Source organism: Bacillus sp. GS3m_15504 (genome assembly GCF_055825275.1).
On the sequence record NZ_JBVVNL010000012.1, the window covers coordinates 1 to 16021 of the forward strand.

The window sequence follows — 16021 nt, forward strand, 5'->3', positions numbered from 1 at the left end:
ATTTTGCCCTGCGGGACTTCCTGGCCAGAACGCTTCGCATCTGGCCAGATTCTTTTTCTAAATCAGCTTCCGCTTCTTAGAAAAAGACAAATAAAATTGCCTTCCGGCATTTTTATTTGTTTGATCAAAATGTCATGCTCCGCATCACATTTTGTATTCTCCAATCTATAGCTTTCGCTATTAGATTGGTTCATTCAAAAACAGCTTTCGCTTTTTTGAATGAAATTAAATCATGTGTAAATGTGTAAATGTAGACATGTGGACATTTACACATGATTCATAACGGAGGATACATAGCTTCGCTATGTCTTCCCAAATAAATTAATACATAAATATAGCAAAGACAGGAGGCATCCCTATGGCCGCGCCACGAAAACATATAAGAATTCTAAAAACAAAAGAAATCGAAGGCATGGATATGCTTTGGAAAACTGGAACAGCTACCAGAGAACAAATGGAAAGAGAATATAACATCAAAGGTGATCGCCTGAAAAAACTTTGTCATAGCGGCTATTTAGAAGAGCGAACAGGAAAAATTGTTTTAGGAGAAAAGGGAATAGAAAAGTTTAAAAAAGAAGGTAAAGAATATCAATATAAAACCGGTATAAATAACGCCAAACATGATATTCGCCTCTCTGAAAAATATATTTCTTTACCGAAAGAAACAAGAGAAACATGGAAAACAGAAAAACAATTGCATTCAGAAGCCCAGAAAGACCTCAGATACGACGATTTCAAAAAAAGAATAGTAGAGTCCCATCCGCAAGGAAAATTCCAACCAACGCCCGATGGAGCCGTCTATAGTGAAGCGCATGGCGGTTACATTGCCATAGAAGTGACAACACGTAACTATAAGGAGATTGATATCCAACAAAAACAAGAATTTGCAAAGACATTTTTATCCGGATATGAACAGCTATAGGAGGAAAGAACATGGCAACACAACCAACATTTATTGTTCCACCTACTTTTTATACAGTACATGAAATTATGGATAATACGAATTCACCCTATATTTTAAACTTACATGACATTCAGGAAGATCCACATAAGAGAAAACTAAGTGATGAATTACATTTATTCATCATGAAGCATTATCATAATCTATTTACATTTATGCTTCATCATCAGCCCTACATGTTAAAATCACAGTTCCTAGATCTATTTGGTTACCAAAAAGGCAAAAAAAATAAATCTAGAACACTTGGATACGCAAAATTAAAAGAATTAGAAGATAAACTATTAATTGGTTCTAAATCTTTTTATGGTGCGGAATATATTTATTTATCTTATCGAGCTTACTATTATTTTGGCCAAGAAAAAAAGGTACTACCAATTGCACCTGGAGAGAATGTACTCTTCCGCCATTTTACTCGTATGGAAGACTATCTAGAATTAAATAAACAATATACAGATCCAATATTATTAACCGCATTACTTTGCTCTCACGAGCATTATTATCTATTACATACAGAACCATTTTTCCCAATTAACCCAATACAAGAAAAAGATACACGTTACTTTGGAGAATACTTTCCAAACAACAAAATACCTAAAAATCTTGATATGGAATTTGTAACAGATTTTCTAATAAAGACCAAAAAAGAAAATAAAGGATTGTGGTTCATCAATGAAGAGACACCTGATACTCAACTTCACGTACTTATTACATTCATAGATGAACTCTTTAAAATTCTTACTACACGTTGTTCTCTTAAATTACTTATTAATAATCCAAAAGAATCCTTACGGATCGTAGCAAATATTATCCCAATACCGGGAACATCTTATATCACAATTAACAACCTAATCTCTGATATCTATCATATTGAATTTTTATTAAAAATTTGCTTCCCATCAGTGATAACAAACTTTACTTTTATTGTGATGAACCAGGATCATGAACGTGAATTAAACAATGTTATTAATAGAATTACTAAACTTAGAAAAAATAAAAAGAACTTACAACCATGGCAATCTATGATTGATCCAAAAAATATTAAGATCCGAAATACAAATCTATTTAGACGTTTAAATTTCAACGATTCCTACGAATCTCAAAGAGAAAAACCACTTCCACAGTAACCGCTTACTTATCGTAAGCGGTTTTTGATTTTCTCCCTACTTTTGAGGTAGAGGCTGGCCGGGGGTGTGGGGAGACCCCACGTATTGCGTATCAAAAATAGGATAAATAATCTATTAGAGAACGTTAGATCAAGCGGTTTGGCTCGTATAATGAATAGTTCAAGCCGATATGCCTAAATCCCACTTTTGAGTATATCGGCTTGGCGATGAAAGCAAACGAGCCAAAAAAAGTTCCGCAAGGATGTTAGAAAAAAGAAAAGTCTTTGACTTTAGCCGAGGATTGACGAGGCGACTTTTTTCTAACAAAGGTGGAGATTTTTAAGATGGTTTTTCTTAAAAATACTACCTGTTCCTTGCGGAACTTTTAGCTCCTTATATAGAGAGTGAGAAGGGACAAGTATACAAAAGTAAAAAAAAGTTAGTAATACCAAGGGATTTGGTATTTTTTATAGTTATCGAATTCGATAACTTTAGTTATCGAATTCGATAACTATAAAAAAATATAAGAAAACCTGTATGAGATTCATACAGGTTACACTAATTTAATGGGTAAATTTTTTAATTCTTTAGGTTTTCTTATAAACATAGTTTGTAGTGTTTGATTAATATTGTCACGATCCCCACAAAGAATTACATTAGGATTTATGTACAATGCATACATTCTAGCATTAATTCCGTCTCTACCAGATTCAAAACGTCCAATGAGACCTTTTTCAATTAATTGCTTTACTAATCTACTAACTGTATTTTTACTAGATCCTATTTTATCTGCAATTTCTGTTTGAGTCATAGGTAATTGTTCTTTTGCATTAATATTATGAACAATACAATTAGAACGGAAACCTATAAATCCAATGATTTTGTTTAAAAACATAATTTCTTCATTTTTCAAGTAATTATTTTGAATGAGATATAACCAATTTTCTTGAATAATTTGAGCAAATTTAGCTTTGTTTTTTATCTTCCGTTCAGGTACTAATTTCATTCCATACGAATTAGCTTTTGCTTGAAGCTCATTTGCTATGTACATCTCTTCTTCTGACAAGATCTTCGAATTCTCAATATCTCTTAATCTTGCATTCTTTTCAATTTGTTCTAAATTTACAGTATTAACCATGATTTACCCCTTATTCCTAATATTCATAACTAGTACAGAGGCTTTTTTTATGATATTATGAAATTATAATTTTATAAAAATTTCAAAAAGCCACTTGTGTATAGTTGTTTCCGACAATTCAATTATAACATAATTGGCTTTTTGTTATAATTTTACAATGCAACAAACAACCTAACATTCCTTATAAAGATAAAATTGTAAAAATACATACGATCAAATTCCAAATAATATGAAGAACTATACTCGGTAAGATAGACTGTGTCTTTTTAAATAAAATAACAAATACCATTCCCATAATCATTGCTGTAATTGGAAAACCACCATGTAAAAAACCAAATATAGCTGAAGAAATGACTATACCTATAATAAAACTATATTTTTTTTCTAAAAATCTATAAAGAATTCCCCTATACACCATTTCCTCTTTAATTGGTGTAATTACAGCTACACTAAAAATAAATATTATACTCTGTATAATATTTTGAATCGTCGTTACTCCCAATTGGTTACGCTGTTGTTCTGCAGTTTCAACCCCTAATAACCCGATAATTATATATTGTGATAAAGAGATTACGATGAAGCCAATTAAAATATATATATATGTTTTAATAGTTTTAAAAACTGTCATATCCCAAATATCAGCAATAAAATTACGTGCTGGTTTATATAAAAATAGAACAAATATAGTAACAATCGCATCTACTATTAAAATGTAATAACCCTCTGTAATACTTTTTACCGCTTCTTCTCCATAAATTCCAGCAACTAATGCAATAAACATACCAATCAAAAACGAAAATCCCAAAATACTCAAAATAACTACTAATAAATTTTTATATGTAAAATTATGTTCTTTTGTTTTTCCATTATTTACATTTAGTAATTCTTCATTCACTCTATTATCCTCCATTAATTAGATATAAAATCTAACTTTCTTAATATGAATTTCCATAATTTTTCTTCCCCTGTTACGACTGAAGCCCTACCAACCATACCTGTATGTAATTCATTTAATTCTTTTGTATCAATTGTTGCCTCTAACTCATACATATACATCTTAGAATCTTTATCAAAAATAGGATTTAAAGATATGTAAGTTACTACCCCTACTTGCTTATCAGTTTTTTTTAATTTAAAAGAATACTGTACTTTATCCCCTTTTTTTATTCCTTTTTTTTCTTCTGCTGATAATAATATCTTTATTTTTTTCAAATTTTCTTTTGGAACAATTGTAATTACTTCTTGTCCTAAATCAATTAAATCGCCATTCTGGATAATTGAAGGGAATTGTACAATGCCATCTTTTTGAGCTTTTATACTTGTTATATTATTTTGGTTACTTAATTCATCCAATTCTTGCTTTTTTACAAACATATCTTGTTCTAAAGATTGAATACGTTGATTTACTGAGACAATAGCATTTTCTTTATATTGATCTAAAACATTTTTTTTCTGTTCTTGTTTACCTTCTTTCAATGTATCAATCTTTTTTCTTTCAACTTCCAACATTTCTTTTCTCTGATCCATTCTTTTTTTTATATTATTTTGTTGCGATTCTAAAGATTGAATTTTATCATCTAATAATTCTTTTTGTTCCTCTAATATATTTGCTTTTTCTTTTTGTTTTTCCATAAGCTTAATTTCTCTTTGAATATTTTCACTTTCTGCAATTAACCCTTGTAAAATTTCATCCTGTTCATTTAATAATTTATTATTAGTTATCATATTAATTTCATTTTCTTTTTCATTTTGTAAAGACTGATAACCTTGATTATAAGCTTTATATTCTTCACGTATTTTTACATCTATTTCATCAGAAAAAGCTGATTTACCGGAATTAATACTCTTTTTTAATTGTTCTAGCATTTCTTTCTGTCTTTCTAAATGTTTAATAATTTGATCAACTTGATTAATTTTACCGGATAGTTCATAATTTTTTAATTGAATTAAAACATCACCAGTTTTTACTTCATCACCAGAATGAACAAATACATTATCTACAGTACCTGCAATTTTTGAACGAGATACACTTATATCTGAATTCCCTTGTACTATTGCTGTTCCTTTACTCACAATATCTATTTTTCCAACATATGCCCAAATTATAAAACCTAAGAAACCTAAAAAAAGAAAACATAACAATCCAATAATAAAACGAGGAGGTTTTCTTTCTAATAATTCCACACTATCCGTTAATTGATCAAAAGAATAAATTTTACTCATGTTGACCACCTCGCATTGCATAAGACTGTAATTCTATATGATCTGTATGAATTGTTTGGTTTTTCCAAAGACGATAGTACTCACCTTTATGAAATAATAATTCTTCATGAGATCCCCGCTCTATAATATTCCCTTTTTCCATCACAAAAATTTGATTTACATGTTGAATTGTACTTAAACGATGAGCAATCATAATTACTGTTACCCCTTGCAATCCTAACTTTTTTAACATATCCGTAATATGATTTTCAGTTGTAGAATCTAAATTACTTGTAGCCTCATCTAAAACTAAAATATCTGGCTTTTTTAACAAGGCTCTTGCAATAGCTAAACGTTGCCTTTGTCCTCCTGATAAATTCGATGCATTTTCTTCTAATAAAGTTTCATAACGTAGTGGTAAATCACTAATAAAATCATGAGCAGCAGCATCCTTACATACTTCTATAATATCTTCTAACGTGATGTGATGTTCTAATCCAAATCGTAAATTATCATAAATTGAACCACTAAAGAAAAATGATTCTTGAGAAACATAAGCAATACGATTACGTAATGATGTTCTATTTATTTCCTTAATGTGAAAATCATCATAATAAATATCTCCTTGTTGAGCTTCATAATAACCCATTAATAACTTTGAAATAGTTGTTTTTCCAGAACCACTCTCTCCTACAAAAGCTACATGACTACCAGGTATAATAGAAAAACTTATATTGTTTAAAACATTTTTACGCGTTCCATAACGAAATGTAACATTTGAACATTCAATTTTTCCAGATAATTGTTTAGGAGATACTTTATTATTTTCTTTTTCACTTTTTTCTAAATCTAAATCAAAAATTTCATTTAATCTTTCCCCAGCAACTAATGCAGATTGCATAGTAGGTTGAATACCAATTAAATTTTCAATTGGATTTAAAAAATATACTAAAAGCGCATTATATGTAATTAATTCACCTATTGTCATATTACCTTTTAAGACTTGTATAGCACCTACCCAAAGAATTATCGTACCACCAATTAACTCAAGTCCCAGTTTAATAGAACCTTGTAAATTTGAAAGCATTCCTCTTTTAAATACATGCTTTAATAAATTAACAAATCGACTTTCAGTCTGAAAAAATACTTCTTTTTCAGCATTATAAGATTTAACAGTTGCAATACCATTTAAAGATTCTACTAAGTAAGATGTTAATTTTGCATTACTCTCCATTTCTTCACGATTTATATTTTGATATGGTTTATGAAATACAAAAATTACACCAATATAAAAAGGAATAAGTAAAAGTGTAACACCAAATAAAATTGGGCTATGTATATATAATAAAATTGCCCCTAATGTAACCATTAATGTATCAATCATTAATGTAACTGTTATTGTAGATAATGCATCTCGTATTTTACTTGCATCCATAAAACGAGAAATAATTTCACCTACTTTTCTTGTTTCAAAAAAGCTCATAGGTAATCCTACAACATGACGATAATATCCAAGCATTAATTGAATATCTATTCTTCTACTCAAATATAAAATTAAATGAGTTCTAAAATAAGAAAGAAAAACTTTAAAAATATACAATATAATAATTCCAATTGATACAATATGAAGTGTTTGTAATAACTGATTTGTTACAATATCATCAATTAAAAACTTAAAATAAAATGCACCCAATAATCCAAACAAATTAAAAAATATAGAAGCAAAAAATAAAGGTATTAATAAATTTGTTTGATTTTTTAACAAAGACACAAATCTAGAAAATATACTTTGAGATTTATTACCTTTTTGAAATTTTTCTCCTGGTTTTACTAATATAAGTACACCTGTCCACATTTGACAAAATTCATCTAACAAATATGTAACATGACCTCTTTCTGGATCAGCAACATAAACTCTATTTTTTTTAACTTTATAAATTACTACATAATGAAGCAAACCACCATTTACTACGACATGAGCAATTGCTGGTAACGAAATTTTCATCAAAGCTTCTGGATTGGTTGCCTTTACACCTTTTACTTCAAAACCTAAATTTTCTCCAGCTTCTATTAATCCTTTTACATTTGTTCCTTGTAAATCTGTACCTGATATTTCTCTGATTTTTGAAATAGACATATTTAATCCATAATAATATGAAATCATTGCAAGACATGCTGGACCACAGTCCTTTAAATCATGTTGCTTAATACAATAAAATTTATTCAATACAATCCATCCTTAAAATCTAATGTATTTTATTACCCATATAAAATATCATTTTTAAATTACAATATATTAATGGCCTTAAATTTAAATTTAAGGCCATTAAAAATACTTCTTTATACAATTTGTTTCTTATATTTTTGGTTTATAATTTTCCACATTATAAAAGCAAAAAGAACACCCGAAAGATATATAGAAATAATACCAACAGAATACAAAGATATAGTAAGCCAAATACTATCCCCAGAAGATATATTAAATAAATTATTAGTTTCAGGCCAAACAATGGCATTAAAAATAAAGAATATCAAAGAAAAACCAATATTACCTGAAAAGAAAATAAATTTCCAAATACCATCTTCAATAAAAGGTTGTAAGTTATTTTCCATATCTCTATATGTAAAAATCTTCATTATTTCACCATCTTTCAATATCTTTTACCACTCGTTAATAGCACCAACAATTGCTCCACCAAGCATTCCAGCGCCTATTCCAAGAGGATTACCAGTTACAGCACCAGCAATACCACCTGTAAAAGCTCCTTGAGCAGCTCCAGCAGCTACATCTCTCCAGCCACCGCCATTAATAGAATATAAATCCATTTCTAAAATTTCTTCACATGAAATATCATTTAATTTAATTTCCATAAATTATTTCCTCCTTTTAAATAAAATAATTAAATAAAAATTTATCCTCTAATAAGAGCTCCAGCAGCATATCCAGCAGATGCCCAAATAGCACCAACATGTGCACCTACAAGTGCCCCAGCAGGTCCACCAAACACAGCGCCAGTTGCAGCACCAGTTGCTACTCCGCCTGCAAGAGTTTTACCATAACCACCACCATCAACGGTTTCCATTTCTTGTTCTGTAAGTTCTTGAGTTAAAGTAAGTTCTTTCATAATAAATTCTCCTTTTAAATAAATTTTTATAAAATGAAATAATAATATTTATTATTTCATTAAAACATAATATTAAGTCTTTTCATTTTAGTTATCAAAAAAATGAAAAAATCCCAAAATATATTAATTTGGAATATACAATTATCAAAAGCTTTAAAATAAGCTAATCAATAATTGTGACTATATAGATTTTACACTAAAATTAAAATTAAAAAATATTCTTATAGTAATAATTTGTTACATTTTGGAATAAAAATGGAATTTTTAAATTTAGATATTAAAAAACTTAGAATAAAAAAATTCCATACAATAAAACTTTAATAGTTTGTCATCTACTTTTGAGGTAGAGGCTGGCCGGGGTGTGGGGAAACCCCACGTATTGCGTATCTAAAAATAGAGTAAGAACGAATTATAGAACGTTAGATCAAGCGGTTTGGCTCGTATAATGAGTAATTCAAGCCGATATACCTACATCCCACTTTTGAGTGTATCGGCTTGGCGATGAAAGCAAACGAGCCAAAAAAAGTTTGGCAAGGATGTTAGAAAAAAGAAAAGTCTTCGACTTTAGCCGAGGATTGACGAGGCGACTTTTTTTCTAACAAAGGTGGAGATTTTTAAGGCGGGTTTGCTTAAAAATACTACCTGTTCCTTGCATAACTTTTAGCTATATATATAGAGTGAGATAGGGAAAATAATAAAATCCAGTAATATCAAGGGTTTAAAGTGTTCGGGGTGTTAATTTTTTTTAACACAGGTGTTAAAAAAAATTAACACCTATTTTTTAACAAGAACAACAAAAAAAAAAAGTGCAATATCTAATTACACTTTTTTTAAAATAAATATATTGGAAGTTTATGCTTCTTTTTACTTCCTTCAAGTTGTATATTTCTTAATGATTTTGCAAAGATTTGTTGTGTAGCTCTATCAATATCATCTTTTGGTGCATTACATAATATATTAGGATTAACAAACCAAGTTCGAGATGAACAAGATCTTCCATCTTCAGTAGTTATCCCAGTCTCTGCAACCCCTAAAATCCCTTTAACAAGTAAATCATTCATAACTTTAGAAATAGAAGTTCTTGTTTTCCCTAATTTTTTAGCTAAATAACTTGGAGAGGCAGCATTTTGCTTGATTTCCTCGTCACTTTTTTCAACAACAACATTTGATTTAAACTCTAAAAATCTTGAAAGCTCAAATAAAAAAGCTTTCTCTGGTTGAGTTAAATAACCAATCTCGCATAAATAATCAATATTCTCTGTAATCATTTGCACGAACTTCACCCCATCAGTTCGTTTTTTCTTTTTACCAATAAAATAATCGTCACCTGTTGTACTATGTAGAATTTTTAATAACACTTGTTGTTGCTCAGCTGACAAACCTATATTAGCTTGCTCTAAAAAATCCTCAACTTTATTTTCTGTTACTCTTGCTTTCTTTTCAGATTGTCCTATCTTGACTATTTTTGCCATAATATTTCTCCTCTTTTCTAACATTTACAACTAGAGAAGGAGAACATTTTATGCTATGATTCTTATAGAACTTAAAAACGAATATTTTCAAAAAACCCCTCTTCTCTAATTGTTTGCTTGGTCGCTTTCAATTATAACATGAGGGGATTTTTTATTGTACAAAACCTAAAAAGATAAGACCACCAAGTATTTTTACTTGGTGGCCTTTTTTTGCCCTTACAGCTTATATAGCATATATAATAATAATCATTAATATTAATGTTTTTTAAAACAAAAGGGTAGCATCAATTCTTTCCAATATCTTTCCTTCTTAAAATATTTCCTTATATTAAAAATAGAAAATGAATGTAAACTTTTGAATATTAGTTTACATTCAAATCCCCTTAATCATTGACTTCACACCAATCCCCCTGATATCCTCAATTTATATGATAAAAGTATACATTCAAAACACTGTAAATAAAGAGGTCGTAAAATCATGAACAAAAAACCACATCTCATTGATGTCCAACCTATCCGTAGCAAAGAACAGATCGAAGATATGAAATGGGCTCTTAAACGTCATTGCTCCAAACGAGACTATATTCTCTTCCTTATTGGCATTCATACAGGACTACGTGTCAGCGATCTACTACAAATCGAAACACAAACCATAATAAAATTAAAACGTAAAAAAAGAAAAGAATTCAAGATTAAAGAGGGAAAAACAAAGAAAGAACGCATAATTAACCTTACTTCTATTTTTGATGAAGTATACTCTTATAGCCAAACACTAGAAAGTACTTGGTTATTCCCTTCCCGAAAAGGAGATCAACCCATTAGTAAGATCCAGGCTTATCGACAATTGCAAAAAGCCGGAGATTTCGCAGGTGTAGAATCTATCGGGACTCATACCATGCGCAAAACCTTCGGCTATTGGTTCTATAAACAAACAAAAGATGTCGCTATGTTACAAGAAATACTGAATCACAGCACACCGCAAATTACACTTAAATACATCGGAATTAACAAAGAAGAAAAAGATAATATACTAGATACCTTCTTTATCTAATTTAAATATAAAAAATTCTTAAATAAAAAACATTGATTTTAAAATCAATGTTTTTTTACTAACTCAAAAAAAAAAAAAAAAACTACTTTAACCCGAATATTTTTTCGTGGTGCCTTTTCGTCTTATAGTGTACTCTATGTTATTCCATCTAGTTAAACGTTTTAGTATAGTTTGCACGAATGATAAAGATTTTTTTATAACATTTGAAAGTAATAATTATCATGTTTCATTGCGACAAAACGCATTTTTCTAACATCAAATTTCGTGCTAGACTGAATTTAGTAAAACAATACGGAGGTTAATAAATTGAAAAAAGGATTTCAAATAACAACAAATGTACCAGGGAAAGATGAAACAGAAATACGTATAAAATCTTATTATAATAGCTGGAGAACTATGAATAGCTATATGAATTTACCCTTTGTAGCTTTATATAAAACATTTCGAGATGAACATCTTGCTACATTAGAAGCCGGGCCACTACGCTTATATCTTTATTTTTCTTTTTATGCTAATAACCAACATGGGCATAGCTGGCATAGTATTGAAACTATAGCTGATTTTTTTGATACACAAACCCGAACCATAGATAACTGGATTAAAGTATTAGTTGATAAAAAACTAATTTATAGAGAAAAGAAAGGGAAAAAATCCCACACAACTTATTTAATTCCTTACAATAATTCTATAATCCCTCATACACTAAAGAATAAATATTCAGATCTCCAGAAAAATATTGATAATCTTATTTCAAAAATAGAAGAACATAAATTTTTATACGGAGAAATAATAAAAGTTTATCAACTATTTCAATGGAGAACGAAAAAAGAAAAAGAAAACAAAAATGATTCTTTGCAAATCATTTTAATTATCACAGAACGTGATGGAATAATTACAGGGCATATATGTAATATCAATAAAAAGATTAATTTAATAGTTGATACATTAGAAATTGATGAAGTAGCAATCTTTACAAGCCCATTAAAATATAAAGATAAAAACATAACTGGTATCGCATTAAAACAAAGTATTCAAATTTTACTTCAAAGAAACGTAAATCATTTAATCGAACTATGTGAACAACTTGCTGTCGTAAATGATGATGATCTTAATCAACACCCAACCATAGAATATGGATTGGAAAAAGAAATCACTATAAAAGAACAAAAAGAAGAAAAATAAATAACTATATTAAATAAATCATAAATAAAAAGTTTGCTGTATTAAGAGTACAACAAACTTTTTATAAAAAAATGTTATTATTCGTGTATGAAATTCAAATTATTAATATTAACTTGTTATAACTTATATAAATATTGCATATAAATAATTATAGGATTAAATAAAGGTGAGAAATCCGTATTTTATATACGTTCCCTTGCACTCTTTTATTATTTGTATTTTTTCTATAATTATATAAAAAATGGGTTGCAATCCAATATATTCTTATGTTAATATGATAAGATAGAATAATTCTGCATACATATATTTTTTAAGGCAAAAAAAATAAGCCTTTAATGGGCTTTTTTAATTATGCTTTCACGGGTTCGCACCCCGTTTTATATAAATACTAAATTACAAGAAAGGAAAATGCATTGTGATATTTTTTCAAGATTTAAAGCCCTTTTTAACAAGAGGACAACTTATTATTAGTACTGGAGGCGGAACTTTTAGTATGGCTATTGCTATATATATAGCTCTATGTCCATCCATGAATGCTGGAATACCATTAACTTTTCCGCTTCTTTTAAATGTAGCCAAATTTCAACTTATTGGTTTCTTAACTCTTTTATTACTCTTCATTACAACTCTTATTTATCCTAAAGGAAAAGAAATATTTCAAAAGATTCGCACTCGATTGAAAGAAAAAGAGAAACAGAAAGAAAAAGAGAAAACAATAAAATTCATATTAGAAAATAAAGATGAAGTCATTTCTGCACTTGGATTAAACCAAGAAAACAAAAGTGCTTAACACGGTTCGCACCCGTGAATTTCTTAACAACTCCTTACGTTCGCACCGTAGGGAGTTTTTAGTTTTTTAACTCATATAATAAATACTACTATAATTATTATATGAAAACAAGCAGTTTCCTTTAAAAAACCGACTTTACTAAGTTAACATATCTATTAATAAAAAATCAATGTTTTTTTAGCTATAACTAAAGCATCCTTAATATATATACAAAAACACACCAAAAAATGATAAATAATTTTTAGCTTTACCTTTTTTAATAATTTTAAACTAAATTTACTCATCAAATTTATCAATAAAACAATTATACCTATATTTATTTGTGGAAATTTTCCAGTTAAAAGTGAAGTTCCTATATTAAAAATATAACATAGTAATAACAAGGAAATACTTGTAAACAGATCTATACTGCATTCCCTTGTTACAATACAAAGTTACATTGTAATATATAAATATTAAATTATAAATCAGGTATTCCCCCCCTAAATACTCCCGCAACACATCATTGCATACCTTTTTTATAACGCTACAATGCGTTTCTTACCATTTAACATTAGAATGATTAGAGTAATTAAAGGAGGTACATATATGGACATTGGAAAAAAAATAAAACATTTAAGATTAATAAATAACATGACACAAGAAGATGTAGCCAGCCAATTATTTATTTCAAGACAAGTTATATCTAAATGGGAACTAGGAAAAAGTCTTCCTGATCTAACCAATTTATTAGCCTTAAGCAATCTATTTAATGTTTCAATTGATTCTTTATTAAAGGAGGATTCACATTTGCAAAATCAGATAATAAAACAAAGCAATTATAAAAGATATTTATTAATAGCCGCTCTCTACATATATTCTTTAATTACTATTGTTGTTATATTTTATTGTCTCATTGCTTTTTTACTTATACCAAAGGACATAAAAACATCAGATCTAAACGTTATTAATTCCCACTTTTATCAAGAAAGCGATAAAAAAGAAATTCTATATATTTATAGTAAATTAACACCGTTTTTCTCCAATTATTCAGGAGATTATAGCATGGAAATAAAAGATCATGAAATAAACATTCATGCTAATCAAAATTCAATCCCTTTTAGAAATAAAGATGTTTTATTTTCAATTGAAAAAGACATACCCCATGGAATAGATTGGAAAAAAAAGATGTTTACATTGTAGATGGAAACAATAAAAAGATACTTATATATAACCATAAAAATAAACAACTTTATTACCAACTAAAAAATTAAAAAGTAGGCGATCAAAATTAAAAACATTTACAAATATTTTTTTATACTAACTACGCTTATTCTTAATATAATTAGTTCTCTACTCCTTATGAATACTGGATTTACACCAGCGAATATGGTATTTGCTATCACATTTTTATTTTTCACCATGCTATTCCAATCAACTACAATGCTATTCATTATATATATGATTAAAAATGAAATATCTAAAAAGATAAAAATAATATTATATGTTTTTTTAACACTAGATATATTAATCTTTTTATTCTTAATTAACATGACATATATAGTAACAACATCATTAAAATATTATTAACATCACTATAGCAAGGGAATGCTTGTAGACTGATCTATACTGCATTCCCTTATTGTATGTATGCTATATTTCTATTCTTCTTTTTCCGACATTAGAACTTTTACCCAAAACACTTGGTTTTTACCCTAACCTGGGGAACCGTCCTACACTTTTTATTCCACGGTTCACTTGACTACGAGCCTCTACACCCTCAAACTCCCAAAGATAACCCCAGCGGGCAAAAACCGCCCTTCTGGGGCCACCTCTGGTGAGTTTGCATGAGGGTGCCCCTCATAGTAAAGCAACTTTCGCGGCATAAACGCTCCGGACTCTGATCTTTACTTCCAAAATTGATACCATTTCTTCTCATTATTAGCTGCAATCATTTGTTTTACTTCTTGAAGTTCTCTCATAACCGTTATAACTGCTTTATCTCGATCATTGATTTGTTTCTTTTCAACAGCATTGGAATCCACTAATAATTTTTGCTGTGATTCTAATAAATTTGTTAATTGATTTATTTGCTCACTCTGTGTTTGTAACTGTTTTTGTTGTATTTCAACAGTACTTTTTAACTCTTGTAATAACGCCTTTAAATCATTATCTTCAGGAGTTATAACAGTCATAACCGCCTCTGTATTCTTTAATCCTTCTTCCTCTAAAAGAAGTTTGCATGCTTCTTCTAATGTAACTTGGGGCATGTTTTTTAATTCTATTAATCTTTGTAATAATCTTAGATCATAGTCACTAAATATAACTCGTCCTTGCTCATCACGTTTAAAGACATAACAGTTATAACTCTCAATCAACAAATAATATTTCTTAACTGTAGAGGGCGACACCCTTAATCTCTTTGCAATTTGATTTACACTCTCATAAACAACAGAAGTCATAACAGTTATAACCCCCTCTTTTAATATTAAATCTTCGTCATAACAGTTATAACTGTTATGACACCTCTATCTTATCATCATAACAGGATTTTTTTCTATCAATCATTTTAACAATACTCAAATATATAATATAATTTTAATTATATTATATATCTATAACGTATCACAGATATTCAAGTATATATTCTCCCCTCTGGGGAGCCTGATTTATCCGCCCTAACGGCGTCAAATCAGGAAGTTCAAGAACATTCCACGAATCATCTTACCGTCCTTCGTCCTGCAAGATTCAAGCAGGGCAAAATACGCCTGCCTTGGCATGATAAAAGCTGACGCTTTTCCATGCCTGCGGTCAGACTCATTCATTTTTGATTCTCGCTGCGCTTGAACCAAAAACAAGCTCGGCAAGCCGAGTGAATGGTCTTCAGGCGTATTTTGCCCTGCGGGACTTCCTGGCCAGAACGCTTCGCATCTGGCCAGATTCTTTTTCTAAATCAGCTTCCGCTTCTTAGAAAAAGACAAATAAAATTGCCTTCCGGCATTTTTATTTGTTTGATCA

At 29.2% G+C, this 16021-nt stretch carries 14 protein-coding genes and 1 pseudogene; 6 read left to right on the forward strand and 9 right to left on the reverse strand.

Features of this window, described 5'->3' with window-relative positions:
• Positions 1-358: 358 nt before the first annotated feature.
• Together AC0L0O_RS29545 and AC0L0O_RS29550 are read left to right on the forward strand one after the other, a co-directional pair.
• A complete protein-coding gene (locus AC0L0O_RS29545; RefSeq protein WP_473786232.1) occupies positions 359-922 on the forward strand; it encodes a hypothetical protein in 564 nt (187 codons plus the stop codon).
• Between the two features lie 11 nt (positions 923-933).
• Entirely contained in the window at positions 934-2085 is a 1152-nt protein-coding gene (locus AC0L0O_RS29550) for a hypothetical protein (protein WP_473786233.1), read from the forward strand.
• Between the two features lie 532 nt (positions 2086-2617).
• Here the strand turns inward: AC0L0O_RS29550 and AC0L0O_RS29555 are convergent.
• From AC0L0O_RS29555 to AC0L0O_RS29590, 8 genes are all read right to left on the reverse strand, one after another.
• Positions 2618-3202, reverse strand: coding sequence for a MarR family winged helix-turn-helix transcriptional regulator (locus AC0L0O_RS29555; RefSeq protein WP_473786234.1), 585 nt, complete (start codon positions 3200-3202; stop codon positions 2618-2620).
• Positions 3203-3383: 181 nt separating this feature from the next.
• Positions 3384-4097 (reverse strand): CPBP family intramembrane glutamic endopeptidase, encoded by a 714-nt coding sequence (locus tag AC0L0O_RS29560; protein WP_098757961.1) that lies wholly within the window; start codon positions 4095-4097, stop codon positions 3384-3386.
• A 14-nt stretch (positions 4098-4111) separates the two neighbouring features.
• On the reverse strand, positions 4112-5425 hold the full coding sequence (locus AC0L0O_RS29565) for an HlyD family secretion protein (RefSeq protein WP_473786235.1): 1314 nt from the start codon (positions 5423-5425) through the stop codon (positions 4112-4114).
• On the reverse strand, positions 5418-7631 hold the full coding sequence (locus AC0L0O_RS29570) for a peptidase domain-containing ABC transporter (protein ID WP_473786236.1): 2214 nt from the start codon (positions 7629-7631) through the stop codon (positions 5418-5420). Before AC0L0O_RS29570 ends, AC0L0O_RS29565 begins: the two co-directional genes overlap by 8 nt.
• Before the next feature lie 113 nt (positions 7632-7744).
• Complete coding sequence (locus tag AC0L0O_RS29575; protein WP_098757958.1) at positions 7745-8059, reverse strand: hypothetical protein; 315 nt, start codon at positions 8057-8059, stop codon at positions 7745-7747.
• A 6-nt stretch (positions 8060-8065) separates the two neighbouring features.
• Complete coding sequence (locus AC0L0O_RS29580; protein WP_098757957.1) at positions 8066-8275, reverse strand: Blp family class II bacteriocin; 210 nt, start codon at positions 8273-8275, stop codon at positions 8066-8068.
• A 41-nt stretch (positions 8276-8316) separates the two neighbouring features.
• Complete coding sequence (locus AC0L0O_RS29585) at positions 8317-8529, reverse strand: Blp family class II bacteriocin (protein WP_098757956.1); 213 nt, start codon at positions 8527-8529, stop codon at positions 8317-8319.
• 830 nt (positions 8530-9359) lie between these two features.
• Positions 9360-10001: a MarR family transcriptional regulator gene (locus tag AC0L0O_RS29590; RefSeq protein ID WP_473786237.1), complete on the reverse strand. Its 642-nt coding sequence runs from the start codon at positions 9999-10001 to the stop codon at positions 9360-9362.
• 478 nt (positions 10002-10479) lie between these two features.
• Here AC0L0O_RS29590 and AC0L0O_RS29595 point away from each other — a divergent pair, with 478 nt between their 5' ends.
• The 4 genes and pseudogenes from AC0L0O_RS29595 to AC0L0O_RS29610 all read left to right on the forward strand — a co-directional run bounded on the left by AC0L0O_RS29595 (position 10480) and on the right by AC0L0O_RS29610 (position 14277).
• Positions 10480-11052, forward strand: a complete 573-nt coding sequence (locus AC0L0O_RS29595; protein WP_473786238.1) for a tyrosine-type recombinase/integrase — start codon at positions 10480-10482, stop codon at positions 11050-11052.
• A gap of 306 nt (positions 11053-11358) precedes the next feature.
• On the forward strand, positions 11359-12234 hold the full coding sequence (locus AC0L0O_RS29600; RefSeq protein WP_473786239.1) for a helix-turn-helix domain-containing protein: 876 nt from the start codon (positions 11359-11361) through the stop codon (positions 12232-12234).
• A gap of 415 nt (positions 12235-12649) precedes the next feature.
• Positions 12650-13024: a hypothetical protein gene (locus tag AC0L0O_RS29605; protein WP_473786240.1), complete on the forward strand. Its 375-nt coding sequence runs from the start codon at positions 12650-12652 to the stop codon at positions 13022-13024.
• Between the two features lie 588 nt (positions 13025-13612).
• Positions 13613-14277: pseudogene (locus tag AC0L0O_RS29610) on the forward strand (helix-turn-helix domain-containing protein).
• Between the two features lie 633 nt (positions 14278-14910).
• Here the strand turns inward: AC0L0O_RS29610 and AC0L0O_RS29615 are convergent.
• Positions 14911-15465 carry a DUF3967 domain-containing protein gene (locus tag AC0L0O_RS29615; protein WP_065230191.1) on the reverse strand — a complete coding sequence of 185 codons (555 nt, stop codon included), beginning with the start codon at positions 15463-15465 and terminating at the stop codon, positions 14911-14913.
• Positions 15466-16021 lie beyond the last annotated feature (556 nt).

Coding starts and splice junctions, on each gene's coding strand:
- AC0L0O_RS29545 (WP_473786232.1), top strand. CDS start 359: ATGGCCGCGCCACGAAAACATATAAGAATTCTAAAAACAAAAGAAATC.
- AC0L0O_RS29550 (WP_473786233.1), top strand. CDS start 934: ATGGCAACACAACCAACATTTATTGTTCCACCTACTTTTTATACAGTA.
- AC0L0O_RS29555 (WP_473786234.1), bottom strand. CDS start 3,202: ATGGTTAATACTGTAAATTTAGAACAAATTGAAAAGAATGCAAGATTA.
- AC0L0O_RS29565 (WP_473786235.1), bottom strand. CDS start 5,425: ATGAGTAAAATTTATTCTTTTGATCAATTAACGGATAGTGTGGAATTA.
- AC0L0O_RS29580 (WP_098757957.1), bottom strand. CDS start 8,275: ATGGAAATTAAATTAAATGATATTTCATGTGAAGAAATTTTAGAAATG.
- AC0L0O_RS29585 (WP_098757956.1), bottom strand. CDS start 8,529: ATGAAAGAACTTACTTTAACTCAAGAACTTACAGAACAAGAAATGGAA.
- AC0L0O_RS29590 (WP_473786237.1), bottom strand. CDS start 10,001: ATGGCAAAAATAGTCAAGATAGGACAATCTGAAAAGAAAGCAAGAGTA.
- AC0L0O_RS29595 (WP_473786238.1), top strand. CDS start 10,480: ATGAACAAAAAACCACATCTCATTGATGTCCAACCTATCCGTAGCAAA.
- AC0L0O_RS29615 (WP_065230191.1), bottom strand. CDS start 15,465: ATGACTTCTGTTGTTTATGAGAGTGTAAATCAAATTGCAAAGAGATTA.